Annotated in this window: 25 protein-coding genes; 13 read left to right on the top strand and 12 right to left on the bottom strand. The window is 70.8% G+C overall.

All coding sequences use genetic code 11. The annotated features are described in order from the left end of the window. Window positions 1-13: 13 nt before the first annotated feature. On the bottom strand, window positions 14-895 hold the full coding sequence (locus ALI22I_RS43985) for a LysR family transcriptional regulator (RefSeq protein WP_077011506.1): 882 nt from the start codon (window positions 893-895) through the stop codon (window positions 14-16). 99 nt (window positions 896-994) lie between these two features. Between ALI22I_RS43985 and ALI22I_RS43980 the strand changes: the two genes are divergently transcribed. Then, window positions 995-1372, top strand: a complete 378-nt coding sequence (locus tag ALI22I_RS43980; protein WP_077011505.1) for a YybH family protein — start codon at window positions 995-997, stop codon at window positions 1370-1372. Window positions 1373-1549: 177 nt separating this feature from the next. On the opposite strand, the gene ALI22I_RS43975 is transcribed toward ALI22I_RS43980, so the two are convergent. The 3 genes from ALI22I_RS43975 to ALI22I_RS43965 form a co-directional block, all read right to left on the bottom strand. Next, a complete protein-coding gene (locus ALI22I_RS43975) occupies window positions 1550-2968 on the bottom strand; it encodes a nickel/cobalt transporter (protein WP_077011504.1) in 1419 nt (472 codons plus the stop codon). Beyond that, a complete protein-coding gene (locus ALI22I_RS43970; RefSeq protein WP_077011503.1) occupies window positions 2965-4224 on the bottom strand; it encodes a tetratricopeptide repeat protein in 1260 nt (419 codons plus the stop codon). The genes ALI22I_RS43975 and ALI22I_RS43970 overlap by 4 nt, the downstream gene beginning before the upstream one ends. A 71-nt stretch (window positions 4225-4295) precedes the next feature. Then, window positions 4296-5870: a DUF4331 domain-containing protein gene (locus ALI22I_RS43965; protein WP_077012052.1), complete on the bottom strand. Its 1575-nt coding sequence runs from the start codon at window positions 5868-5870 to the stop codon at window positions 4296-4298. Window positions 5871-6060: 190 nt separating this feature from the next. Here ALI22I_RS43965 and ALI22I_RS43960 point away from each other — a divergent pair, with 190 nt between their 5' ends. Genes ALI22I_RS43960 through pcaC form a run of 7 tightly spaced genes read left to right on the top strand, consistent with a single transcriptional unit; the run spans window position 6061 to window position 11435 of the window. Beyond that, a complete protein-coding gene (locus ALI22I_RS43960; protein ID WP_077011502.1) occupies window positions 6061-6858 on the top strand; it encodes a CoA transferase subunit A in 798 nt (265 codons plus the stop codon). A gap of 29 nt (window positions 6859-6887) precedes the next feature. Beyond that, a complete protein-coding gene (locus tag ALI22I_RS43955) occupies window positions 6888-7610 on the top strand; it encodes a CoA-transferase subunit beta (RefSeq protein ID WP_077012051.1) in 723 nt (240 codons plus the stop codon). A gap of 33 nt (window positions 7611-7643) precedes the next feature. Then, window positions 7644-8366, top strand: coding sequence for a protocatechuate 3,4-dioxygenase subunit beta (gene pcaH, locus ALI22I_RS43950; RefSeq protein WP_077011501.1), 723 nt, complete (start codon window positions 7644-7646; stop codon window positions 8364-8366). Continuing rightward, on the top strand, window positions 8359-8979 hold the full coding sequence (gene pcaG, locus ALI22I_RS43945; protein WP_202971197.1) for a protocatechuate 3,4-dioxygenase subunit alpha: 621 nt from the start codon (window positions 8359-8361) through the stop codon (window positions 8977-8979). The genes pcaH and pcaG overlap by 8 nt, the downstream gene beginning before the upstream one ends. Next, complete coding sequence (locus tag ALI22I_RS43940; RefSeq protein ID WP_077011500.1) at window positions 8954-10327, top strand: class-II fumarase/aspartase family protein; 1374 nt, start codon at window positions 8954-8956, stop codon at window positions 10325-10327. The genes pcaG and ALI22I_RS43940 overlap by 26 nt, the downstream gene beginning before the upstream one ends. Further along, window positions 10324-11073, top strand: coding sequence for a 3-oxoadipate enol-lactonase (gene pcaD / locus ALI22I_RS43935; RefSeq protein WP_077011499.1), 750 nt, complete (start codon window positions 10324-10326; stop codon window positions 11071-11073). The genes ALI22I_RS43940 and pcaD overlap by 4 nt, the downstream gene beginning before the upstream one ends. Continuing rightward, window positions 11070-11435: a 4-carboxymuconolactone decarboxylase gene (gene pcaC, locus ALI22I_RS43930; protein ID WP_077011498.1), complete on the top strand. Its 366-nt coding sequence runs from the start codon at window positions 11070-11072 to the stop codon at window positions 11433-11435. The genes pcaD and pcaC overlap by 4 nt, the downstream gene beginning before the upstream one ends. 242 nt (window positions 11436-11677) lie before the next feature. Here pcaC and ALI22I_RS43925 read toward each other — a convergent pair whose 3' ends face one another. From ALI22I_RS43925 to ALI22I_RS54275, 6 genes are all read right to left on the bottom strand, one after another. Further along, window positions 11678-12376: a DUF3618 domain-containing protein gene (locus ALI22I_RS43925; RefSeq protein WP_077011497.1), complete on the bottom strand. Its 699-nt coding sequence runs from the start codon at window positions 12374-12376 to the stop codon at window positions 11678-11680. After that, window positions 12352-12825 (bottom strand): phage holin family protein, encoded by a 474-nt coding sequence (locus ALI22I_RS43920; RefSeq protein ID WP_083752460.1) that lies wholly within the window; start codon window positions 12823-12825, stop codon window positions 12352-12354. Before ALI22I_RS43920 ends, ALI22I_RS43925 begins: the two co-directional genes overlap by 25 nt. Then, a complete protein-coding gene (locus ALI22I_RS51665; protein ID WP_077011496.1) occupies window positions 12812-13489 on the bottom strand; it encodes a hypothetical protein in 678 nt (225 codons plus the stop codon). The genes ALI22I_RS43920 and ALI22I_RS51665 overlap by 14 nt, the downstream gene beginning before the upstream one ends. Window positions 13490-13694: 205 nt before the next feature. Continuing rightward, window positions 13695-14069 carry an SSI family serine proteinase inhibitor gene (locus tag ALI22I_RS43910; protein ID WP_077011495.1) on the bottom strand — a complete coding sequence of 125 codons (375 nt, stop codon included), beginning with the start codon at window positions 14067-14069 and terminating at the stop codon, window positions 13695-13697. Window positions 14070-14193: 124 nt separating this feature from the next. Beyond that, the gene (locus ALI22I_RS43905; protein ID WP_077011494.1) at window positions 14194-14943 is read right to left on the bottom strand and encodes an SDR family NAD(P)-dependent oxidoreductase; all 750 of its coding nucleotides are present in this window, start codon (window positions 14941-14943) and stop codon (window positions 14194-14196) included. Window positions 14944-15097: 154 nt separating this feature from the next. Next, entirely contained in the window at window positions 15098-15619 is a 522-nt protein-coding gene (locus ALI22I_RS54275) for an MOSC domain-containing protein (RefSeq protein WP_238598875.1), read from the bottom strand. A gap of 105 nt (window positions 15620-15724) precedes the next feature. Between ALI22I_RS54275 and ALI22I_RS43895 the strand changes: the two genes are divergently transcribed. The 3 genes from ALI22I_RS43895 to ALI22I_RS43885 all read left to right on the top strand — a co-directional run bounded on the left by ALI22I_RS43895 (window position 15725) and on the right by ALI22I_RS43885 (window position 18063). Continuing rightward, window positions 15725-15961, top strand: coding sequence for a hypothetical protein (locus ALI22I_RS43895; RefSeq protein ID WP_077011492.1), 237 nt, complete (start codon window positions 15725-15727; stop codon window positions 15959-15961). Window positions 15962-16185: 224 nt separating this feature from the next. Continuing rightward, the gene (locus ALI22I_RS43890) at window positions 16186-17172 is read left to right on the top strand and encodes a LacI family DNA-binding transcriptional regulator (RefSeq protein WP_077012048.1); all 987 of its coding nucleotides are present in this window, start codon (window positions 16186-16188) and stop codon (window positions 17170-17172) included. A 132-nt stretch (window positions 17173-17304) separates the two neighbouring features. Continuing rightward, the gene (locus tag ALI22I_RS43885; protein ID WP_077011491.1) at window positions 17305-18063 is read left to right on the top strand and encodes a glycosyltransferase; all 759 of its coding nucleotides are present in this window, start codon (window positions 17305-17307) and stop codon (window positions 18061-18063) included. 9 nt (window positions 18064-18072) lie between these two features. Here ALI22I_RS43885 and ALI22I_RS43880 read toward each other — a convergent pair whose 3' ends face one another. Both ALI22I_RS43880 and ALI22I_RS43875 read right to left on the bottom strand, forming a co-directional pair. Continuing rightward, window positions 18073-19800, bottom strand: coding sequence for an ABC transporter ATP-binding protein (locus ALI22I_RS43880; RefSeq protein WP_077011490.1), 1728 nt, complete (start codon window positions 19798-19800; stop codon window positions 18073-18075). Further along, window positions 19797-21473 carry an ABC transporter ATP-binding protein gene (locus ALI22I_RS43875; RefSeq protein WP_077012047.1) on the bottom strand — a complete coding sequence of 559 codons (1677 nt, stop codon included), beginning with the start codon at window positions 21471-21473 and terminating at the stop codon, window positions 19797-19799. Before ALI22I_RS43875 ends, ALI22I_RS43880 begins: the two co-directional genes overlap by 4 nt. Before the next feature lie 139 nt (window positions 21474-21612). Between ALI22I_RS43875 and ALI22I_RS43870 the strand changes: the two genes are divergently transcribed. Next, window positions 21613-22950 (top strand): lysine N(6)-hydroxylase/L-ornithine N(5)-oxygenase family protein, encoded by a 1338-nt coding sequence (locus ALI22I_RS43870; RefSeq protein WP_077011489.1) that lies wholly within the window; start codon window positions 21613-21615, stop codon window positions 22948-22950. 79 nt (window positions 22951-23029) lie between these two features. Then, a complete protein-coding gene (locus ALI22I_RS43865) occupies window positions 23030-24040 on the top strand; it encodes an iron-siderophore ABC transporter substrate-binding protein (protein ID WP_077011488.1) in 1011 nt (336 codons plus the stop codon). The last annotated feature ends 67 nt before the right edge of the window (window positions 24041-24107 follow it).

Raw genomic sequence — 24107 nt, 5'->3', positions numbered from 1 at the left:
CGGGTCGTTCCGATCAAACGGGTTTGGCGAATGCCCTTCGGCTGAACGCCAGCAGCTCCCGCACCGCGGGGTTGTGGGTGCTCCGCCAGATCAGGGCGAGCAGCGCGGGCGTCGTGACGTCGTCGATGGTGAGGGCGGTGAGGCGATCGCGGTAGCGGGCGGCCATCGAGTCGCTGAGGATGGCGACCGCGAGGCCGCGTGCCGCCAGGTCGGCGATCGCGTCGGCGGCGCTGGCCTGGAAGGTGATCACCGGTCGAAGGCCTTGTGCCGCACACGCCTGGTCGAACACCGTGCGTAGACCGGTGCCGGTCGGCATACACACGATCGGGTGGGAAATCAGGTCGCGCAGGGTGATCCGTCGCAATGTCGTCAACGGGTGTCCGGCCGGGACCGCCACGACGAGCGGTTCGCTGACGATCGTCAGTGCGTCGAGCCCTTCCGGGGTGGCGGCGGTCCCGACGAGAGCCAGGTCGACGGTGCCATCACGCACGCCTTCGACGAGCTGTTCGGAGTTGTCCTCCAGCAGCGAGATCTCCACACCCGGATGGGCCCGGTGGAACGCGGCGAGGGCGTCGAACAGCGGTGTGACGGTGCAGCCGACGACCATCCCGACCGTGAGCCGGCCGCGGATCAGCTCGGCCACCTCACCCACCGCCCGAGCGACCGCCTCAGCGGCGGCGAGCGCGACGCGGGCGTGTTCGAGCGCGGCCTTTCCCGCGACGGTCAGCGTGACGGCGCGCGCCGACCGGTCGAACAGCTCGGCGCCGAGTTCACGCTCCAGCTGACGGATCTGGGCGCTCACCCCGGACTGGCTGATGTGCACTCGCTCGGCCGCCCGGGTGAAGTTCCGCTCCTCGGCGACCGCGACGAAGTACTCCAGCTGCCTCAAGTCCATGACTGCAGATTCTAGTCTCGATAACTTCTATCTGTTGGACTTCTGATCGGGTCACGGCAACCCTGGGAAGCACCGAATCCCGACGCAAGGAGGAAGTCCATGCCGGAGTACGAGAAGGCCATGCGGCCCGAAGACCTCACCCGACTGTTCGTCGAACGGTCCAACGCGGGCGACGCGGCCGGAGTCGCGGCGCTGTACGAGGAGGACGCGGTGATGGCCTACCCGCCCGGCAGCCGGACCGTGGGGCGGACGGCGATCCGCGCGCTGTGGGAAAAGGTGCTGGCCAACCGTCCCCGCTTCGAACCGGAACCACCGCTGCCGACGTTGATCAGCGGCGACATCGCGCTCACCGCGACCCCGCCGAAGGACGGGAGCGGGGCCCGCGCGCAGGTCGTCCGACGTCAGCCCGACGGGAGTTGGCTGCGCCTGCTCGACCAGCCCGAGTTCGTGCCCCCGCCCGCCGAACCGACCCGGTGACATCGACCTGCACGGTGTCGGCAACGCCTGCACGACGTCGGCAACCCCTGCGCGGCACCGATGGGCCACACACGTGGCAGGTGGTACGACCGGCCCTTGGCACCGCTTCGGCACGCGGACGTTGTGCCGGGGGTGGGGAGGGGGCTTGGGTGCGCGCGGGGTGTGTCCGCTCCGAGGTCAGAGACCCAAGGCAGCGCGTCCGGCCAGGCCGATGCCGACCACCAGGACGAGAGCCGCGGTGATGGTGGGTAGGGCGGTGAAGCGGTCCCGGAAGCGTTCGACGGCGGCCAGGCGGTCTCGTAGGCGGACCAGGATCAGACCTACGGCGGTGAGGGTCGCGGCCATGCCGAGGCCGTAGCCGAGGACGAGCAGCACGCCGAACCAGGTTCGGCCCAGCGCCACCGCGCCCAGCAGGACGACCAGCGCCGAAGGGCTGGGCACCAGGCCCCCGGCCACGCCCATGCCGATCAGGCTGGTGCGTCCCAGGCCGTGCCCGTGCCCGTGTCCGTGTCCGTGCCCGTGTCCGTGTCCGTGTCCGTGCCCGTGCCCGTGCCCGTGGCCGTGGCCGTGTGCGGCGTCGTCGGCTGGGGGAGGGGCGTGGCCGTGGCTGACCAGGACCGGGCGGCGTTGGCGTAGTGAGCTGCGCAGGAGGGTGACGCCGATCGCGGTCACCAGCAGGCCACTGGTCACGCCCAGCCACCTCAGCACCGAATCACCGGCCACCGCGCTCGTCGCGCTGATCAACAGACCCAGGACCAGCACCCCGGCCGTGTGGGTCAGGGTGACGGTCGCGCCCACCACCAGGGCGTCACGAGGCGTCCCCGCCCGCCCCGCCAGGTAAGCGGCGATGACGGTCTTGCCGTGCCCCGGCAACGCCGCGTGCGAAGCCCCCAGTACCAGCGACAACAGCACCGCCAGCACACCCACCAGAGGCGTGAGGTCCTGGTCGCCCGCAAAGGACGTGAAAGTCGCCGTAGCCGCCGTCAACAGCGACGAACCGCCCACAACAGGCCCGGCAACCGGCGCGGACGCACCGGCGCCCACCTTCAACTCCACCGAACGCACGTCCAACGGGTCCGACAGCAGGTCGTCCGGGTACGTCCGCAGCTCACTCGTCACGCTCACCCCGGGCACGGGCGGGTCGAGCAACGCGACACCATCACCGACGGCGGTCATCTCACGCCAGCCGATCCGGTCGTCCCGATACCCGGCCCGCACGGCGACCGTCGAACCGGACGCCGCAGCCTCGACCACGCACGTCAGCCGCGTGGTCGACAACCCCGCGTCACCGGGAGGGAACTCGACCGCACTGGACAGCACCTCCACCGGCACCGCCTGACCGTCCACCTCGACCGACGTCGCCCGCGACAGGGCCGAGCACTCCCGCGACGCGTAATCGCTCACCTCCGCAGGCCGCTCCTGCAAAGTGGGAATCTCGGCCGTATCAACCACCGCCCGCACGGTCACCCGATCCGGGTGCACCGTGATCCCGTGATAGTGGTTGACCGTGAAATTCCCCAACGGATGCGCCGCCGCCTGAACCGGGAACACCAGGAATACCAGCAACCCCAACAAAACCAGGCCAAGAAGCTTCACCGGAGACCGTCCAACGTCTCACGGGCACGCGGCGCGTCCACAAAGGAGAAGTGCGGGTTGATCCGCAACGCCTCGTCCAACACCCCCGCAGCCTCCTCACGCCCCAACGCGGCCAGGATCATCCCCCGGTGGTACAGGAACACGGCGTTGTGCCACCCGGCCGACACGGCACGGTCGGCGAACGTCAACGCCTCCTCGTGCCGCCCGTTCAGGTACAACGCCCACGCCATCGCATCGGCCACCAGCACGTGCTGCCGCCGTCCCCACTCGGACTCCGCCAGCCGCAACGCCGCCGCCGCGTCACCCCGATCGGCCGCCACCACGGACGCCGCCAGATCGTCCGGCACCAACGCGAACTGCCGCTCCAACACGGTGAACTGCGCCGAAGCGTCACGTCCCGCCGCACGCAGCATGTTCGCGTGCTCGTGCACCAACTGCGGCAACGGCGTGCGCTGCACCAGCTCCGAGTACATCCGCAACGCCTCGTCCACCGACCCGCGGGCGAACGACACCTTCGCCTGGCCCTGCAACAACATCACGTCCCGCGGATCGACCGCCAACCCCTGCGAGTACTGCGACGAGGCCTCGTCCAGATCCCCGTTGTCGAACGCCAGCTCACCCAGGTGGTACCGGCAGAACACGATGTCGGGCGCAGCGGCGGCGGCATCCAGCCCCCGCCCCAACGCCTCGCGGGCCCCCGCCACGTCCCCGCGCTGCTCCAAGTCGTAAGCCGCCCGCGTGAACGACGAGATCCCGGGCTCCAGATCCAACATCCGCTGCACCGCCGCGGTGGCCTCAGGAGCCATCCCGAGCTGGGTCAACGCGTCCGCCAGAACCCCGTACACAGCCGCCGTGTCCGGCAGCAACGCCTCGGCCTGTGACGCGTAATCGCGCGCAGCGGCGAAGTCATGCCGAGCATTGGCCAACGCACCCAGCCCCACCAGCGCGAACCCGTTCCCGGCAGGCTGGTGCTGCATCGACGTGTCCAGCGCACCCTGCGCCTTCTCGTAGTACGACGGATCGCCGGTGATCCGGGCCTGCTCGACATAAGCGGTACCCAGCGCGGCCCAGGCCCCCGCGTCCGACGGCGTCCGGCGCAGCTTGTCCTGCAACGCCGAGACGGTCCGGTGCGAGGCGACCTCCACCACCGCGCCCGCCGGTTGCGCCGGCGCCTCCGAAGTGGGAAAAGAAGATACGGCCGTGACGAGCAGGGCGATACCGCCCACGACGGCGGTGACGGCGACGAGCCGGAGCATGGCGGCCTCCAACGAGGGCGAAGACGAAGAAGCCCCCTTGGAGGGTGGGGAACCCTCCAAGGGGGACCGGACTACTCGGTCGGGGAGTCCTGCTGGGCACGGTGGCGCAGGACCCATGCCCCGGCGCCGATCAGCAGGATGGCGAGTAGTCCGCTCAACAGGGGCGCGGTCGGGAGACCGCCGCCGCCCGCTGTCGGCTTGATCGCGACGTCCGCCGCACCCGCGTTGACCGCGGTGTTGTTGGGCAGCGCCACGTACGGGAACTTCTTCTCGAACGCGTTCTCGTTCGCGTCGACCTTGTCACCGGCGGCCAGTGCCTCGACCACGCCGTTCACCGCCGCGCCCTCCAGCGCCTGCAAGCCGATGTCCAGCACGTCGTCGGTCAGCCTGCGGCCGTTCGGGAAGCCCTGGTTGTCCTTGGCCAGCACACCGAGCCGGTTCGGGTCCGCCGCCGGCGCCACGGACATGTTCAGCCGCAGCTGTTCCGAGGGCACGAACTTCCGCTTGTCCACGTCCGCGTTGTTGACCTGCGAGTTCAGGTCCGCCTTGATGGGGCCGCCGAGCTTGGTGGTGATGCCGGTCAGGAAGATCTCGACCAGGTCGTCGCGCCTCCCCTTCGGTGCGGGGATCTTGTAGATGGCTTCGACCAGCTGGGGCAGCTCCGGGTTCGTCACCCGGTCCACCAGCTCCTTGACCTTGCCGTCCTGGTCCGGCGTCAACGAGTTGAACGTGTCCTTCAGGCCCGCGGGCACGACGACCTCGTTGACCAGCGGGTTGCCCAGCCGGGACACCTGCACCCACTCGCCGTGCGCCCGGTAACGGCCGGGGCTGAGCTCCATCGAGCGGCGCTCGGTGTCGCCCCACACGCCGATCACCGGGTTGCGCTTGGCGTCGCCCTTCAACGCCAGCCACGCCTTCGGCACCTGCAACGCGATGGTGTTGGAGTTGAAGCCCTTCAACGTGTCCTGCCCGACCTCGGACAGGTCCGCGCCGTAGAGCAGGTCGAACACCCGCAGGTCGAGGAAGAAGGAGTCGTCGGCCTGCCCGACGTACGCCTTCGCGCCGCCCTGGATCTGGGTGATGGCCTGGTCACGCAGCGCGGCGTAGTCCGGCATCGACTTCGGACCGGTGTTGGACGGGGCGACCTTGCCCTTCTGCACCAGCTTCGTGGACGCGCCGCGCTGGTCCACCAGCTCCAGCGTGTAGGTCTGCCGGAACAGCAGGTTCTCGTCGTCCAACGAGTCCACGACGCCGTTGTTGTACAGGAACGTGGACTTGCCGCGCCGGTCGTCGTTCTGGAACGTGAACCGGTAGGTGATGTCCGCGCGGGCGTCACCGTCGTTGTCGACGTTCAGGTCGTACCGCGCGTCGGTCGCCCACGGGTAGAAGTTCGGACCGCCGTTCGGCTCCTGGAACGGCGAGAAATTCGCGATCAGCGTCACGGTGTCCTGGTGGTCGGGGCTCACGAACGCGTAGACGTCGGTGTTGTCGACCGCCGGGTCGCCCGCGATCAGCGGCGCCTCGCGGTGGCTCGACGCGCCCGCACCGGACGTGCCGAACAGGCCGGTGGCCAGGGCCGTGGCGCCGACCGCGGCCAACGCGGCGACCACCCTGGTGGCGCGGCGGCTGGTGAGCGGTGTGGACATGCTCGATCCCTTCACTGGATTCGCGAGCGTGCTTTCACTGATCAATTCGTTCCGGGAGCACTTCCGGTTCAGAACGTAGGGGTTGCTGTCTTCCGGTCAGTGGAAGCTGCCGTTGACCCCCGGCGAGGGGGCTCAATAGCGTTCGCCGGACAAAGTCGCCGGTTCGGACCGCGCACAACAGGAGGTCGGATTGGCCACCATCGCTCCCCTCGCGGAGGCCGTGGCGCACGTCGTGCGGGACGGCGACACCGTGGCGTTCGAGGGGTTCACCCACCTGATCCCGTTCGCCGCGGGGCACGAGGTGATCCGGCAGGGCAGGCGCGATCTGACCCTGGTGCGGATGACCCCGGACGTGCTGTACGACCAGCTCATCGGCGCGGGCTGTGCCCGCAAGCTGGTGTTCTCCTGGGGCGGCAATCCCGGCGTGGGCTCGCTGCACCGGTTCCGCGACGCGGTCCAGCACGGCTGGCCGAATCCGCTGGAACTGGAGGAGCACAGCCACGCGGGCATGGCCAACCGGTACGTCGCGGCGGCGTCCGGGCTGCCGTTCGCCGTGATGCGCGGCTACACCGGCACGGACCTGCCCGCCCAGACCGCCAACATCAAGTCCGTGACCTGCCCGTTCACCGGCGAGGTGCTGACCGCCGTCGCCGCCTTGAGCCTGGACGCCGCGGTCGTGCACGCGCAGCGGGCCGACCGGCAGGGCAACGTGCAGCTGTGGGGCATCACGGGCGTGCAGAAGGAGGCGGTGCTGGCCGCGACGCGCTCGCTGGTCACCGTCGAGGAGATCGTGGACGAGCTGGAGCCGCGACCGGGTGCGGTGGTGCTGCCGTCCTGGGTGATCGACTACGTCGCCGAGGCGCCGGGCGGCGCCCACCCGTCCTACGCGCACGACTACTCCGTGCGGGACAACGACTTCTACCTGGCGTGGGACGAGATCAGCCGCGACCGGGACAAGTTCGCGCAGTGGTTGGAGAGTGTCGCGTGACCGACGACAGCGAGTACACGTCCGACGAGATGATGACGGTCGCGGCGTCGCGGGCCCTGCGTGACGGGGCGGTGTGCTTCGTCGGCATCGGACTGCCCAGCACCGCGGCCAACCTGGCCCGCCGCACGCACGCGGAGAACCTCGTGCTGATCTACGAATCCGGCACGATCGGCGCGAAACCGGACCGGCTGCCGCTGTCCATCGGGGACGGTGTGCTGGCCGACACCGCGGTCAGCGTGGTCGGCGTGCCGGAGATCTTCAACTACTGGTTGCAGCCGGGCCGGATCGACGTCGGCTTCCTCGGCGCGGCCCAGTTGGACCGGTTCGGCAACATCAACACCACGGTCATCGGCGGCGACTACCGCAACCCCGGCGTGCGGCTGCCCGGCGCGGGCGGTGCGCCGGAGATCGCCGCGTCGTGCCGCGAGGTCGTCGTGGTGGTCCGGCAGACCGCTCGGGCGTTCGTGGACCGGGTCGACTTCGTCACCTCGTTCGGCTTCGGCTCCGGGCCGGGGGAGCGGGAGAAGCTGGGCCTGACCGGCGCCGGACCGCAGCTGGTGATCACCGACCTGGGCGTGCTGCGACCCGATCCGCGCACCTGCGAGCTGGTGCTCGTGCAGCTCCACCCCGGTGTGGAGGTGGAGACCGTGCGCGAACGCACCGGGTGGGACCTGAAGCTCGCCGACGACCTCGGTCGCACCGAGCCGCCGACGGACCGCGAACTCGCCGTCCTGCGCGCGCTGAAGCACTGAATTCCCCCTCGGCACGACGAACAGGAGAACGCGGTGCCGACCTCTCGACCGCACACCTACCGGCCGGACACGCCGTCGCACCCCCCGGTGAGCTGGCCCGACTACAAGTCCAACGTCGGACGGGCCCCGCACAAACCCTTCGTGCTGCTCCCGCAGCGGCTCGGCGAGATCACCGGTCCGCTGCTCGGCGAGGGCCGGGTCGGGCCGAACGACAACGACCTGACCCTCGGCCATGACGGCGAGCCGCAGGGCCAGCGGATCATCGTCTCCGGCCGCGTGCTGGACGGCGACGGGCGGCCGGTGGCGGGCACCCTGCTGGAGGTGTGGCAGGCCAACGCGGCCGGCCGGTACCGGCACGACGCCGACCGCCACCCCGCGCCGCTGGACCCGAACTTCACCGGCGTCGGCCGCATCATCACCGACTCGGACGGCCGCTACTCGTTCACCACGATCCAGCCCGGCGCGTACCCGTGGCGCAACCACGACAACGCCTGGCGGCCCGCGCACATCCACTTCTCGCTGTTCGGCACCGCGTTCACCCAGCGGCTGATCACCCAGATGTACTTCGAGGGCGACCCGCTGTTCGCCCAGGACCCGATCTTCAACTCGGTCCGCGACCCGAAGGCCCGCGAGGCGATGGTGGCGAAGTTCGACCTGGCCACCACCGTGCCCGAGTGGGCGCTGGGGTACCAGTGGGACATCGTGCTGCGCGGCAAGAACCCCACGCCGCTGGAAGAGGAGGACGACGATGAGTGAGTCCCAGACCACCGGTCTCCAGCTGAGCGGGCTCCAGACAACCCCCTCGCAGACCGTCGGCCCGTTCTTCAGGCACGGCCTCGAATGGGAGGACGGCCCGTACGTGGTGCCCGAAGGCACGCCCGGCGCGTTCCGGATCGAGGGCACGGTGTTCGACGGCGCGGGCCTGCCGGTGCCGGACGCGGTGATCGAGACCTGGCAGGCCGACCCGGACGGCCGGTTCGACCACCCCGACGACCCGCGCGGTGCGGTGCGGTGGAAGGATTTCCGCGGTTTCGGTCGCAGCGCCACCGACCCGGACGGGCGGTACTCGGTGCTGACCGTCAAACCCGGACCGCTGCCGGTGCCGGGGGGCGGTCAGGAGGCACCCCACCTCAACGTGTCGGTGTTCTGCCGGGGCATGCTGGTGCGGCTGGTCACCCGGATCTACTTCCCGGACGAGGAGGAGGCCAACACCGCGGACCCGGTGCTCACCTCGATCGACGACCCCGCCCGGCAGGCCACCCTTGTCGCCGAGATCGCCGAGAGCACCCCGACCGAGACCATCCCTTTGGGCTACCGCTTCGACATCCACCTGCAAGGGGAGCATGAAACCGTCTTCTTCGACCTCTGAGCACAGCGCGAGTCCATCCGGGCCGCGCTCGCTCTGGGGCGCGTTGTTCACCGACCCGGACGTCGAGGCCGAGACCTGTGACGGGGCGTGGCTGCGGGCCATGCTGGACTTCGAGCGCGCCCTGGCCATCGTGCAGGCCAGGGCGCGCATCGTGACCGAGGAGGCGGCCCGGATGGTGGTCACCGCCATCGACGTCGGGCACTACGACCCGGTCGCCCTCGGCGAGGGCGCCCTCACCTCCGGCACGCCGGTCGTGCCGCTGGTCCGTGCGATCGGCGCGCACGTGACCACCGAGGGCCGTGCGGCCCTGCACAACGGCGCCACCAGCCAGGACGTGCTGGACACCGCCATGTCGCTGGTCGCGCACCGCGCGCTGGGGCCGATCCTGGCCGGGCTGCGCGGCGTCGCGGCCGAGTGCGAACGGCTCGCCGAACGGCACCGGGACACGCTGATCGCGGGCCGCACGCTGGCCCAGCACGCGTTGCCGACCACGTTCGGACTCAAGTGCGCCGGGTGGATGGTCGCGGTGGACGAGGCCGAGACCGCGCTGGCCCGCGTGCGCACGCAGCGGCTGGCCGTGCAGTTCGGCGGTGCGGCGGGCACGTTGGCCGCCGTGCGCTCGGGTGCCGACCTGACCGGGCAGTTGGCGGACGAACTGGGTCTGGCCGCGCCGCTCATCCCATGGCACACCAACCGGACCAGGGTGGCCGAGTTGGCCGGCGCGCTCGGTGAGGCGTCCGGTGTGCTGGCCAAGATCGCGCAGGACGTCGTGCTGCTCGCGCAGACCGAGGTCGGCGAGGTGGCCGAAGGGGACGGTGGCACGTCGTCGGCCATGCCGCACAAGCACAACCCGGTGCGCTCGGTGCTGGTGACCGCGTGCACCCGCCGCGTGCCGGGACTGGTGGCCACGGTGCTGTCGGCGATGGCGCAGGAACACGAACGCGCGGCCGGCGCGTGGCACAGCGAGTGGCAGACCGTCACCGAGCTGCTGCGGCTGGTCGGCGGGGCCGTGCGCGGCACCCGTGAGCTGCTGTCCCGGCTGCGCGTCGATCCCGAGCGGATGCGCCGCAACCTGGACCTGACCGGCGGGCTGCTGATGGCCGAGAACGTGGCCGTGCGCCTGGCCGACCGGATCGGCCGGTCCGAGGCGCAGGACCTGGTCGCCGAGGTGTGCCGGACCGCGGTGGCGGCGGGGCAGTCGTTGCGTGACGCGCTGCTGGCCGACCTGCGGATCGGGTTGTCCGAGAAGGAGATAGACGACGCGCTGGACCCGGCGGGGTACGTCGGCAGCGCGGGCGAGTTCGTGGACCGCGCCCTCGTGGCGCACCGGGGAAGGGGACGGTCGTGAAGCTGCACTACGAGTGGAGCGGACCGTCGGACGCGCCGGTGGTCGTGCTCGGCAACTCGCTCGGCACCACGACCGCGTTGTGGGAACGGCAACTGCCCGTGCTGCACCGACGTTTCCGGGTGCTGCGCTACGACCACCGCGGCCACGGCGGCAGCCCCGCCGTGCCGGGCCCGTACCGGATCGACGACCTGGCCGACGACGTGCTGGAGCTGCTGGACGCGCTGGACCTGGCCCGGGTGTCCTACTGCGGGGTGTCGATGGGCGGCATGATCGGCATGTGGCTGGCCGGACACGCGCCCGAGCGCATCGAGCGGCTGGTGCTGTGCTGCACGACGGCCACGTTCGCGTCCGCCCAGCCGTGGCTGGACCGCGCCGCCACCGTCCGGTCGTCCGGCACCGCCTCCATCGCGCCGGCGGGTGTGGGCCGTTGGTTCACCCCGACGTTCCGTGACCGTTCACCGGAGGTGGTGGCGTCCTTCGAGCGCGGTCTGTCCGAAGTGGACGACGAGGGGTACGCGGGGTGTTGTGACGCGTTGGCGTCCTTGGACTTGCGGTCCGTGCTGCCCGCGATCGAGGCACCCACGGCGGTCATCGCCGGCGCGGCCGACGAGGCCACGCCCCCGGAGTGCGGACGTTCCATCGCCGACGCCATCCCCGGTGCGTCGTTCCACGTCGTGGCGGGGGCCCACCTGGCGAACGTGGAGGCGGACGACGCGGTCTCGGCGATCATGGAGGGCCACCTGTGAGCGTCTACGACGAGGGCATGCGCGTGCGCCGTGAGGTGCTCGGCGACGAGCACGTTGACCGTGCCGTGGCCCGCACCGACCCGTTCACCGCCGATTTCCAGGACTTCATCACCCGGTACGCCTGGGGCGAGATCTGGACCCGCCCCGGCTTGGACCGCCGCATCCGGTCCTGCATCACGCTGGCGATGCTCGCCACGCTCGGGCACGAGCAGGAGTTGGCGATGCACGTGCGCGCGGCGTTGCGCAACGGCCTGACGGCCGACGAGATCAAGGAAGTCCTGCTGCAGGTAGGCATCTACGCAGGCGTACCAGCGGCCAACCGGGCGTTCGCCGTAGCCCAGCCGATTCTGGCCGAGGACTGACCTTGCAGAGCGTTTCCGCGCCTCTCGTCATGATTGACACGCCATGGCACAGGAGGACTGACCGCTACCGGTCCGACGTGCGTCCTTCGGGCGGTTGGCCGGCGGGTCCTTCGACGGGGTCGATGACGCCCGCATGGACGACGTCGAGTGAGCCTCCTGGTGCTCGGCCGCATCCGTGGGTCGAGGCCGATGGGCCGAGGGCTGACGCCGGAGACGTGTCCGGCGTCAGCCCTCGCCGGCCATTACTGGTTCCTCGCCTCGGACTTGACCTGTTGGCCGGACTCGCGGGCGTGCTCGCCGACTTCCTGGGCCGAGCCCTTGGCCTGCTCCACGGTCGTCTGAGCGGCCTCCTGGGCGACCTGCTTCACCTGGCCGGCCGCCTCGCCGACCACCGTGCCCGCGTCTTCCTTCAGCTTCTGCGCGGACTCGGTCAGTGCCTCCTTCACCGGTTCCATGGTGCCGCCGGCGCGTTCGCCGAGTTGCCGGACGGCGTCCTGCTCGGTCCGCGTCGCCGGAATGAGCGTCGCGACCAGCGCGCCCGCGCCGAAAGCGATCAAGCCCGCCGCCAGCGGGTTGCCGCGGGCCTGCTGCCGTGCCTGCTCCGGCACGCTCTGCACCGCTTGCGCGGCCTGCTGCGCCTTGTCGCTGACGGTGGAAGCGGCCTGCTGCGCCTTGTCACCGACGGTCGAGGCGGCTTCCTGCGTCCGCTCGCCGACGGTGGACGCCATGCCGGCCGTCCGGTCCTGCACCGTCGTCGCGGTCTCCGGAACCGTGCCCATGACTCTCTCCTTCAAGTTCGTCATGCCGTGCCGGACCCGGTCGACCCGGCGCTGCGCGATGTTGCGCGGCTTGGAGTGCTCGACGATCCGGTTGGCGTCGGCGACCAACTCGGCGCGGGTCCGGTCGATGTCGTGCCTTATTTGGTCGGGTGACGCGCCCATTCCGCGTCCTCCTTCAGGGTCTCGATGGTGCGCTCCGGCTTGGGTGACACCTTGCGCAGCCGGGCGCGGCCGATGGAGAACAGGACGAACCCGACGACGGCCCACAGCGCCGCGACGATGAGCGCGGCCCAGCCCAGGGCCATCAAGGACCCCAGGCCGAACATGAGCGCCAAGCTGAGCAGGACCGCGGTCATGTAGCCCGCGAACCCGGCCCCGCCCAACATCCCGGCCGCCTTGCCCGCCTTCGTGGCCTCTTGCCTGATCTCGGCCTTGGCGAGTTCGAGTTCCTGCCGCATCAGCCGCGACAGGTCCTCGGTCAGCTCACCGAGCAACTGCCCGAACGACGCCTGGTCGCCGGTCGGTGGCACGCGACTCTCCGGCACGCGCGTCTCGGGCACCTGCGCCTCGGGCACATCCATCTTGGACACGTGCGTCTCAGCGTTGGACATACGGCGATCCCTCCGGCTGGTAGGGGGTGCGCGGCGACGGCGTGCCGTACCCCGGTGCCGGCGTGCCGTACTCGGGCGACGGCTGTGGCGACGGCGTCGGGGTGGGCGTCGGTGCCATGGCCGGCGTGGTCACCGGCGTCGTCGGCGTCTGATCCGCGTACCCGCGCTGGATTTGCGGCTCGCGCGGCTGGTCGGCGGTGCTCATGCTCTTGGCGGCGCGTGCGACCAGGAAACCGGCCACCGCGGCACCGATCAGGAACGTCCCCGGCTTGCGCCGCGCGAAGTCCTGCGCCGTGTCCAGCAGCCCGCGCGCACCCCGCTCGTCGAGGTACCGGGCCGCCTGCCGGCTCGCGTCGGACACCTGGCGCAACGCGCCCGCGGTCAGCGAGTCCGGGCCCGAGCCGTCGGCCATCGTGCCCAACTCGTCGGCGATCCGGTCGATCTGCCGCGACACCCGTCGGGCCTGCTCCTCGGCCTCGCCCGCGACGCGTTCCCGCATGTCGTGCACGACGTGCTTGGCCTGGCCGGTGGCCTCGGACACCACCTGTCCGGCCTGCTCACGCGCGGTCGTGCGTACCTCTCCGGCGGCCTGCCTGGCGTGCTGCGCCACGGCGGTGCCTTCCTGCTCGGCGGTCTCGCGGACCGCACCCACGTTCTCGTCCACGACTGACTCCTCACGGTCGGCGTGTTTCTCGCCCACCCACCTACCCACGTGGCGGACGGCTAACCTACTTCGCAACAGCAACTATCTCGCCGTGTCGACTTGCCCACGCGGCGTCAACCAAAATGCCCCCGGAAAATGCGCGACGACCCTGCGGCCGGTGCTCGGCCGCAGGGTCGGACTTGATTTCGGTCAGCCGGTCGGCTGGTCAGAACGAGAAAACCGCGCCGGTCTCCCGCTCCATCACGCACCGGTTCGGGAATTCCTCGGTGTACTGCACCGGTTCGCCGCGCCACGAGCCGAACGCGGCCACCCGCACCGGGTTGTAGTCGAACGTGCAGAACTGCGGTTCGGTGCCGGTCAACTGCGTGAAATCACCGCCGGCGGCTTCGATCTCGCCGCACGCGGCCTGCGCCAGCGTGTGGTCACCGGCCGCCGGGTCGCAGGTCAGCCGGGTGCTCTCGATTCCGCTTTCCTCCTGGTAGACCGCCAGTACGAGGTCCGTCTCCGGCTGCGCGGCGGACGCCGTGCCGGCGCCGATCAGCGGCGCGGCCAGCAGGCCGGATGCGAACAAGGACGCCATGAGGGTTCGTGTTCGTCGCATGGCCCCGGGGTGACCCCATTGAGTGGATCGTATTCAGCAGGATTCGCACGTCACTGAGATGTCGTAATCTGTGAATTCACATTTCCACTACGTCGCGAATAGTTCACCAAGTGGGTCGCGCGGTGATCCCGCCGTCTACTACCAGGTCGTTTCCGGTGATCCAGGAGGCCATCGGTGAGGCCAGGAAAACGCAGGCGTCACCAACGTCCTCCGGTCGACCCAGTCGACTCAACGGCGCCGCCGTAGTCCACCGCTCGACCCCGTCCGGCCAGTCCTCGGCCAAGCCCGGCCGGTCGATCAACCCGGGGGAGACCGTGTTGACCCGGATGCCACGTGACCCGTACTCCAGTGCCGCCGACCGGGCGTGCATGATGAGGGCGGCCTTGGACGCGCTGTAGTGCGCGTGCCCGGCGGCGGGATGGGTGCCCTCGATGGAGGCGATGTGGGTGACCGACCCACCCTCCGGCAACACCTCGGCCGCCGCTTGGGTGCACGAGAACGCACTGGTCAGGTTGACGTCCACCACTTCACGCCACTGAGCCGCCGTCATACCCGCGAGGTCCTGCACCGGCTGCACACCCGCGTTGTTCACCACCGCGTCCAACCGCCCGCGCCACTCGGCCGCCTCACGCACCAGCCGCCGGCCCTCTTCTTCGTCACCGAGATCGGCCCGGACACCGGTCGCCCGCCCACCCGCCGCCACGATCTCCGCGACCAGCGCCCGCACGTCACCCCGATGGCTGTGCGCGACAACGGCCGCCCCGGCCAACGCGAACCGCACCGCGATACCGCGCCCGATGTGGCCGCTGGCCCCGGTGACGAGTGCGACCTTGCCCGTGAGAAGTCCTGTCACGGCAACGGACAGTAGCGTCAGGAAGGCTTGCGGATGAGGCCGGCGTAGCCGGCGATCGCGAGAGTGGCGAGTGCCCGGACCGTGGCTTGGACGAGCCGGATTCATCCGCCGCGATCACCACCTGCGCGATCTCCAGCGACAGCTCGGACTCAGCTCAGACCGGCACGAGCGGGCTGTGCGGTTCGGCGGGGAGTTCGACCCGGATCTCGTCGCCGGGGCGGACTTCGCCGCCGACGAGCACGACGGACATGATGCCCGCCTTGCGGACCACGTTGCCGTCCTCGTCGCGGCCGACGACCTGCTTGAGCAGGCCCTCCTGGAACGCCTCGATCTGCGGGCACGGGTTGCGCAGGCCCGTCACCTCGACCACGGCGTGCGGACCCAGGTGCAGGCGCGTGCCGGTCGGCAGGTCGAGCAGGTCGATGCCGCGCGTGGTCACGTTCTCACCCAGTTGGCCGGGGGCGACCTGGAAGCCGGACGCGTTCAGCTCGTCGTGCAGTTCCGCGTGCATGAGGTGCACCTGGCGCAGGTTCGGCTGGGTGGGATCGCGCCGGACGCGTGACCGGTGCTTCACCGTGACGCCCTGGTGCACATCGCCCTCGATGCCGAGCCCGGCGACGAGCGTGACGGCGTCCTGGTTGGGTTTGGTGAAGGTGTACTCCCCGCTTCGGCTCACGGCCACGACTGTCCCCATGAAATCGACCCTACCCAGTAAGACTTCCTGGTGTTGTGGCGATATGCCCAGTGAACAACTTTCAGGGGGGACGACGGTGAAACGATCATGGACGAGGAACTGAACCACCGGGCACGTGCTCTGCTCCGCGCCATCGCGGCGGGACGGGCCGAGGTGACCCGCAGCAGCGAACCCGATTTGAAGGTGGACGGGCTGCTGTGCAGCGACCAGGTGGCCGCTCGCGAACTGGCCCACGCCGGACTGCTCCGCCCGGCTCGACCGGACACCTCCGAGCCGTGGGTGCGGGCCGAGTTGACGCCCGCCGGCCGCGCGGTGCTGGCCTGACCGACGCCGGTACCGACCTGGGTGCCAACACGGGCACCGACGCCTGACCGCCGTAGGCACCGACGCCTGACCGATGCGGGTACAGCCGCCCGGACTGGCGTGACCTGGCATCGGAGCGGTGCGGGCGCACTCTTGACGCTGCGTGCACCTAGCGGTTGACTGCGTGTCCGTAACCGGTTTCGGTACCGGTTACGAACGCCGTGGACAGCAGCCGAGGAGTGCACGTGCGAGTCACGATCGCCGAAGTCGCCCGACGCGCCCAGGTGAGCAAGGCGACCGTGTCCCGCGTGCTCAACGGCAAGCCGGACGTCGACGCGGCCACCGCGGTACGGGTGCGCCAGGTGATCGCGGACGTCGGCTACGTGCCCAGCGCACGGGCCGTCGGCCTCGCCCGCGGCCGTGCCCGCACCGTCGGCATGCTGGTCCCCTCGCTGACCTGGCCCTGGGCCGGTGAAGTGGTACAGGGCGCGGTGGACGAGCTGGAGGCCGAGGGGTACGGCCTGCTGCTGTACACGGTGAACCGGGGCGCGGAGTCGTTGGCGCAGTTCGCCGGCCACGTGTCGGCGAAGGCGTTCGACGGGCTGCTGGTGATCGAGCCGCCGGACACGTTGAGCTACATCGAGACGTTGCACGACCAGGGCCTGCCCGTGGTGATGATCGACGACCGGGGCAGGAGGCCCGGTTTCCCGTCGGTGAGCACCACCAACCGGGAGGGCGCGCGGGCGGCGGCGCAGCACCTGGTGTCCGCCGGCCGCACGGCGTTCGCCGTGGTGACGGGACCGGCGCACTTCGGGTGCGTGCGGGAGCGGTTGGACGGTTTCCTCGACGCGCTGGGCGACGCGGGCGTGCACGTGGACCCGCGGCTGGTGGTGGAGGGCGACTTCGGCACCGATCGGGGCGCGGCGGCGACGGAGGAGCTGTTGGCCACCGGGCTGCGCTTCGACGCCGTGTTCGCGCACAACGACCTGTCCGCGCTGGGCGTGGTGCGGGCGTTGACCGCGGTCGGCCGGAAGGTGCCGGACGACGTCGCGGTGGTCGGTTTCGACGACATCCCCATCGCCGCGCACGCCGAGTTGACCACCGTGCGGCAGCCGATGCGGGAGATGGGCGGGGCCGCCGCCCGGCTCCTGCTGGCCCGGCTCGAAGGCACGACCCCGGCTCCGGAACCCGTCGTCCTGCCCACGACCTTCGTCGTCCGCCGTTCGGGCTGATCAGCTCCGCGCCGATGCCGGTGTGGACGCCCGTGCGGCGCTGCCCGGCATCGAGGCCGCCGTGCGCGAGTTCAAGCCCGATGTCGTGGTGCGGGAGCTGGCCGAGTTCGCGTCGTTCGTGGTCGCGCGGCGGTGGGGGTGCCGCAGGTGGAGATCGCCGCCGCGCTGGCCGAGACCGACGTGGCCGCCTGCGCCCTGCTCGGTGACGCACTGGCGCGGCTGGGCTCCCCGGACGACGACGGACTGCTGGCGACACCGTTGCTGACCGCGGTGCCGGAGTCGCTGGACCCCACCGACGGCCTGCCCGACCGACCGATCCACCGCTTCCGCTACGAGCCGCCCCCGGCGACGCCACGCGGCCTCTCGGAGTGGCCGGATTCCGACGGCCCGATCGTGTACGCGAGCTTCGGCACGGTCGCCGCGGCCCTCCCACCGTTCCGCGGGATGTACCGCGCGCTGGTGGAGGCGCTGGCCGACCAGCCGGTCCGAGTGCTGATCACGCTGGGGGAGTCGGTCGACCCGGCGCTGGTGGGCCCGACCCCCGACCACATCCGGGTGGAACCCTTCTGGCCGCAACAGGACGTCATGCCGCACGCGGGCGCCGTCATCGGCCACGGCGGGTTCGGCACCACGATGACCGCGCTCGCCGCCGGCGTGCCGCAGATCGTGGTCCCGCTGTTCGCGCTGGACCAGTTCTACAACGCGCGGGCGGTCGAGCGGTCCGGGGCGGGTGCGGTGGTCGATCCCGAGCTGACCGCCTTGAGCGAGAACCTGTCGCGGGTCCCGCGGGACGAGTCGCACCGGCTGGCCGCGCGCAGGCTGGCCGATGAGATCGCCGACCTGCCGCCGATCGAGGAGAGCGTGGCCGTGCTCGCGGGAGCGCGCTCCTAGCCGAACGGGTCAGGACCGGGTGCCCGACCAGGCCGCCCACAGCGTGGCGTAACGACCGCCGGCGGCCAGCAGTTGCTCGTGCGTGCCGCTCTCCACCACCCGCCCGGCCTCCAGCACGACCACGCGGTCCGCCGTCGCGGCCTGGGTGAGCCGGTGCGCCACCAGCAGCCCGGTCCGCCCGTCCAACGCCCGCGCCGCCGCCTCCTCCAACTCCCGCGCACCGGCGCTGCCCGCGTCCGCCGTCGCCTCGTCCAGGATCGCCACCGGCGGGTCGGCCAGCACGAGCCGGGCCAACGCCAGCTGCTGCGCCTGCGCCACGGTCAACCGGTGCCCGCCCTCGCCGACCACGGTGTCGAGCCCGGACGGCAGCGCGGACGCCCAGCCCAGCGCGCCGACCCGCGCCAACGCGGCCGTGATGTCTTCGTCCGAAGCATCGGGGCGGGCCAGCCGCAGATCGTCCACCAGCGGGCCGGCGAAGACGTGCACCTCCTGCGTGATCAACGCGACCGACCGCGCCGCCAACCCCAACTCCACCCCGCCGAGGGTGATGGACCCGCTGGTCGGCTCGTGCACGCCCGCGATCAGCTTCGCCAACGTCGTCTTGCCCGCACCCGACGCGCCGACCAGTGCGACCCGCTCACCCGCGCCGAGCTCCAGGTCGATGTCCCGCAGCACCGGGTGTCCGTCCACATAGGAGTAACCGACGCCGGCCAGCTTGATCGTCGTGTCCACCGGCCGGACCCGCCCCTCGACCGAGGGCATCGGCCCGTCGGTCACGCCCACCAGCCGTGACAGTGACGCGGTGGCGGCCTGGGCGTCGTCGGCCAACGCCAGCGCCGCGTTGATCGGGTTGAACAGGCTGTGGAAGTACAGGGCCGCGGCCGTCGCCGTGCCGACCGACGCCGAACCAGCGCCCACCAGCAGGTACCCGGTCACCAGCACACCGGCCAGACCGATGAACTCGGCTACGTTGAGTCGCCCGTAGAACCGGGTCAGCAACCGGATGCCGCGCAATGCCAGGTCCACCGCCTCCTGCGACCGCGTCCGCACCCGCGCCACGTGCGAGGAAGCCAACCCGAACGTCCGCACGGTCGCCGCACCGCCGATCGAGTCCAGCAACTGCTGCTGCTGCACCCCCACGGCGACCCGCTGCGACGCGTACAGCCGCACCGCCCGCCCGCCGTACCAGCGCACGGTGTGCACGTGGATCGGCAGCGCCAGCAGCACCGGGATCAGGAACCGCCAGTCCAGCACCGCGATGCCGACCACGGTCAGCCCGATGGTCAACGCCGCCCGCGCCATCACCGGCAGCGCGTTGCGCACCGCGTCCGCGATCACCTGCACGTCCCGCGTCACCCGCGAGGTCAGGTCACCCGCGCCTGCCTTCTCCACCCGCTCCAACGGCAGGTGCAGCGCGCGCTCCACGAACTTCTCGCGCAGGTCGGCGAGCATCCCCTCGCCCAGCCGCGCCACCAGGGAAGTGCCGAACGCGGTCGACACGCCCTGCGCGACCGCGACCAGCACCAACACCACCACCGGCCAAGCCAGAGCGGACGACCCGGCACCGACCAGGTCCACGATCCGACCGAGCATCGGCGCGGTGATCAACCCGACCGCCGTGCCCGCCAACAGCACCAGCAGCGCCCCCCACGCCAACCCGCGGCGCGGTCGCACCAACTCCCCGACCGCGGCCCAGGTCCGCGTGCCGGACGCGGTCGCCAGCAGCTCGCGCATCAGCTCAACACCACCAGTCGGTAGTCCTCGTCCGCCACCAGGTCCGCGTGCGCGCCCGACGAGACGACGGCACCGGAAGCCAAGAACACCACACGATCCGCCGCGGCCAGCAAAGCCGGGCTCGTCGCCACCACGATCGTCGTCAGCCCCGACCGCATCCGCTTGATACCGGTGGCCAGCGACACCTCGGTCACCGCGTCCACCGCGGTCGTCGGGTCGTGCACCACCAGCACCGGGGGAGCGGCGGCCAAGGCCCGCGCCAGCGCCACCCGTTGCCGCTGCCCGCCCGACAACGACCGGCCGCGCGCGGAGATCACCGTGTCCAACCCGTCGGGCAACGCCCGCGCCACGTCGTCCACCCGTGCCGCGTCCATCGCCTCATCCACCTGCGACCCACCGGCCGCGACGTTGTCCCGCACCGATCCCTCGAACAGGTCCGCGTCGTGCGCCGCGACCAGCACCGCCGACCGCAGCGCCGAACTCTCCACACTGGACAAGGGCAGGCCGTCCAACGTCACCGAACCGGCCGTCGGGTCCACCTCCCGTGCCAGCACGGCCAGCAACGACACCGCGTCCGCCGGATCACGGGCCACCACGCCGAGCAGTTCACCGGGCGACGCCGTCAACGACACCCCGCGCAGCGACCCGGACACCACGTCCGTCAGCTCCACCCTCCCGGGAGCCGAAGCCGGCAACGGCGAGGAACCCGGCGGCACGACCGGGGGAGCGGCCAGCACCTCGGCCACCCGTGCGGCCGACGCCCGGCCCTGCGCGAACAGCCCGTTCACCCAGGAGAAGATCGACAACGGCCACAGCAGGAACTGCGCCAACCCGACCGCGGCCACCAACTCGCCCACGCTGATCGACCCGGACGCGGCCAGGTGCCCGCCGACCAGCGCCACGATCGCCAGGAACACGCCGGTCATCGCCAGCATCGAGCCGTCCAGCCAGGCCCGCGACCGGGCGGCCCGGATCGCGGCCTCCATGGACGACCGGCTGGTCACCCGGTACCGCTGGGCCGCCGTCGCCTCCGCTCCGATGCCCTTCAACGCCCGCAGCCCGGCGACCAGGTCGGCCGCCACCCCGGACGCCAACGCGGCCCGGTCCTGCTCGGCGTCACTGCGCCGTTCGAGTGGTTTGCCCAAGAAATGCGCGAGGCCCAGCAGCACCGGGGCGGCCACCAGGACCAGCAGTCCCAACACCACCGACACCCGCAGCAACGCCACCGCGCCCACCAGCACGCCGACCACCGCGGCGAACGCGATCGGCAGGCCGAGGTTCACCTGGCCGACGCGTTGCGCGTCGCTGGTCGCGATGTTCGCCAGCTCGCCGGACAGCCTGCCGTGCGCCGCGCCGCCGTGGGCCGACAGCACCCGCGCGGCCAGTTCGGTCCGCACCTCGTGCGCGGCCTGGTGCGACGCCTTTTCCCCACACCGCAAGGAGAACCGGAAGCTCAGCGACAGCGCCACGAACACCGCGGCCAGCACGCCGATCCAGAACACCAGCCGCCCGCCCGCGCCGGTCCGCACCGCTTCGTCGATGACCACACCGATGAGCAGGGGTACCGCGGCCTCCCCGGTCTGGTGGGCCGCGCCGAGCGCCGAAGCGAGGGTCACCGACTTCCACTGCCCGGTCACCGCCCCCTTGAGGACAGTCGTCTTGCGGACCGTTTTCACCCCGGTGCCCACCTTCCGCTGATTGGTAGGTGAGGCTACCCTAAACAAAAGAGAGGTATGGATCACGCCCGCTGCGGGGCCGCTTAGGTTAGGGTAACCAAAGTTCGATCATCCTGTATGTCGCACCGATGGGACAGCCATGCCACAGCCACCGGTCTTCGACGTCCTCGGCGTCGGCTTCGGGCCGTCCAATTTGGCCCTCGCGATCGCCGTCACCGAGTACAACGCCACCGCGCGGCCCGAAGACGTGGTGACCGCCCACTTCCTGGAACGCCAGCCGCAGTTCGGCTGGCACCGGGGGATGTTGATCGACGACGCCACGATGCAGGTGTCGTTCCTCAAGGACCTGGTGACCCTGCGGAACCCGAACAGCACCTTCACCTTCCTGAGCTACCTGCACAGCAAGGGCCGCCTGGTCGACTTCATCAACCACAAGAACCTGTTCCCGCTGCGGGTCGAGTTCCACGACTACTTCGAGTGGGCCGCCGAACGCGTGGACGACCTGGTGTCCTACGACCACGACGTGGTCGACGTGCGTCCGGTGACCGAGGACGGCGTGGTCACCCACTTCGACGTCGCCTCGCGCACCCCATCCGGTGAGGTGGAGCTGCGCCGCGCCCGCAACCTGGTGCTGGCCACCGGCCTGCGGGCGGCCCTGCCCGACGGCGTCCTGCCGTCCGACCGGGTCTGGCACAACCGGGACTTCCTGCACCGCGTCGAATCGCTGACCGATCCGCGCCGGCTGGTCGTGGTCGGCGCCGGGCAGAGCGGCGCCGAGGTCACCGCGTTCCTGCACGAGCGGTTCCCCGCCGCCGAGGTGTGCGCGGTGTTCGCCCGCTACGGCTACAGCCCCGCCGACGACAGCTCCTTCGCGAACCGGATCTTCGACCCGGGCGCCGTGGACGACTACTTCACCGCGCCGGAGCAGGTCAAGCGCCGGCTCATGGACTACCACGGCAACACCAACTACGCGGTGGTCGACAACGACCTGATCGCCGAGCTGTACCGGCGGGTGTACCGGGAGAAGGTGCTGGGCAGGCAGCGGCTGCGGCTGCTCAACCTCTCCCGCGTCGCCGAACTGAACGACCGCGAGGACGGGCTGACGGTGACCGTCGAGTCGCTGAGCACCGGTGAGCGCGAGGTGCTGGAGGCCGACGCCATCGTCTACGCCACCGGCTACCTGGAGGCCGACCCGACCGCGTTGCTGGGCGACCTGGCCGGCCACTGCACGCGTGACGAGCACGGCAGGCTCAGTGTCGGCCGCGACTACCGCCTGGACACCGACGACGACCTGCTGGCCGGTCTCTACCTCCAGGGCGGCACCGAGCACACGCACGGCATCTCGTCGTCGCTGCTGTCCAACACCTCGGTCCGGGTGGGGGAGATCCTCGACTCCGTCCTCGGACGCCGTGAACCGGTGCTGCCCGCACGGTCTGCGCAGCCCGAATACGCGATCAGCGTCTCACGGGTGCGCTAAACCCGCCTCGATTTGTTAGGTTACGCATACCTAACTTGCACAGCGGCGCGCCGCCGCGCCTCCGAAGGGGAAATCCTTGATGTCCACGAAGTTCAAGCTGGTCGCGGTCGTCTCGGCCGCAGCGCTGGCGCTGGCCGCCTGCGGGGGCGGCGGCGACGCCGGCTCCGGCGGGACGAGCCCGACCAACGCGGCCGCCACCGGCGCGTTCCCGGTCTCGGTCGAGCACAAGTACGGCACCACCGAGATCAAGGCGGAGCCGAAGAAGGTCGTCACGCTCGGCCTGTCCGACCAGGAGCCGGTGCTGGCTCTGGGCGTCAAGCCGGTCGGCGTCGTGGACTGGTTCAAGGAGCGGCCGTTCGGCAACTGGCCGTGGACCAAGGAACTCTGGGGCGACACCCAGCCGGAGATCGTCGGCGAGCGCGACGAGTACAACCTGGAGAAGGTCGCCGCGCTCAAGCCCGACCTGATCATCGCGGTCTACTCCGGCATGAAGCAGGAGCAGTACGACACGCTGTCCAAGATCGCGCCCGTGGTCGCGCAGCCCAAGGCGTTCCCGGACTACGCCGCGCCGTGGCAGGACCAGACCCTGCACATCGGCAAGGCGCTGGGCAAGGAGAAGGAGGCGCAGGCGCTGATCGACGGCGTCGCGAAGACCTTCGCCGACGCCAAGGCCGCGCACCCCGAGTGGGCGGGCAAGACGATGGTGGTGGCCGACAGCTTCAAGCCGGGCCAGTACTCCGCGTTCGCGCCGACCGACCCGAAGGCCATCTTCATGAAGGAGCTGGGCTTCACCCTGGTGCCCGAGATCGGCACGCTGGCCGGCGAGAAGAACGTGGCCGAGTTCAGCGAGGAGCGGTTCGACCTGCTCGACGCCGACCGGCTGGTGTGGATCATGTTCGACCAGACCGCGTGGGACCGGATCAAGGCCATTCCGGCCTACCAGCGGCTCGGCGTCGTCACCGGGAAGCGCGACCTGTTCCTCACCTACATGGACCCGCCGGTCGGCGCGGCCATGTCGTTCAACACCGTGCTGAGCGTGCCCTACGGCATCCAGCAGGTCGTGCCACTGCTCGAAGCCATCAAGAACTAACAGGCGGTGCAACGGGTGGGGGTGCCGTCGCGCATCCCCACCCGTGGCTTGTCCAAGAGAAGTCGGC

Origin of the sequence: Saccharothrix sp. ALI-22-I, from assembly GCF_001984175.1 — a bacterium.
Taxonomy (GTDB): Bacteria; Actinomycetota; Actinomycetes; order Mycobacteriales; family Pseudonocardiaceae; genus Actinosynnema.
The sequence above is the reverse complement of the archived record's forward strand: the minus strand, read 5'-3'. Positions and strand labels throughout refer to the sequence as shown.

Bases quoted from the DNA above. Each gene is read 5' to 3' on its own strand.
- ALI22I_RS43980 (WP_077011505.1), top strand. From the start codon at position 995: ATGCCGGAGTACGAGAAGGCCATGCGGCCCGAAGACCTCACCCGACTG.
- ALI22I_RS43870 (WP_077011489.1), top strand. From the start codon at position 21,613: ATGCCACAGCCACCGGTCTTCGACGTCCTCGGCGTCGGCTTCGGGCCG.
- ALI22I_RS43920 (WP_083752460.1), bottom strand. From the start codon at position 12,825: ATGTCCAACGCTGAGACGCACGTGTCCAAGATGGATGTGCCCGAGGCG.
- ALI22I_RS43895 (WP_077011492.1), top strand. From the start codon at position 15,725: ATGGACGAGGAACTGAACCACCGGGCACGTGCTCTGCTCCGCGCCATC.
- ALI22I_RS43965 (WP_077012052.1), bottom strand. From the start codon at position 5,870: ATGTCCACACCGCTCACCAGCCGCCGCGCCACCAGGGTGGTCGCCGCG.
- ALI22I_RS43955 (WP_077012051.1), top strand. From the start codon at position 6,888: ATGATGACGGTCGCGGCGTCGCGGGCCCTGCGTGACGGGGCGGTGTGC.
- ALI22I_RS43925 (WP_077011497.1), bottom strand. From the start codon at position 12,376: ATGGGCGCGTCACCCGACCAAATAAGGCACGACATCGACCGGACCCGC.
- ALI22I_RS43940 (WP_077011500.1), top strand. From the start codon at position 8,954: ATGAAACCGTCTTCTTCGACCTCTGAGCACAGCGCGAGTCCATCCGGG.
- ALI22I_RS43865 (WP_077011488.1), top strand. From the start codon at position 23,030: ATGTCCACGAAGTTCAAGCTGGTCGCGGTCGTCTCGGCCGCAGCGCTG.
- ALI22I_RS43970 (WP_077011503.1), bottom strand. From the start codon at position 4,224: ATGCTCCGGCTCGTCGCCGTCACCGCCGTCGTGGGCGGTATCGCCCTG.
- ALI22I_RS43985 (WP_077011506.1), bottom strand. From the start codon at position 895: ATGGACTTGAGGCAGCTGGAGTACTTCGTCGCGGTCGCCGAGGAGCGG.
- pcaG (WP_202971197.1), top strand. From the start codon at position 8,359: ATGAGTGAGTCCCAGACCACCGGTCTCCAGCTGAGCGGGCTCCAGACA.
- ALI22I_RS43910 (WP_077011495.1), bottom strand. From the start codon at position 14,069: ATGGCGTCCTTGTTCGCATCCGGCCTGCTGGCCGCGCCGCTGATCGGC.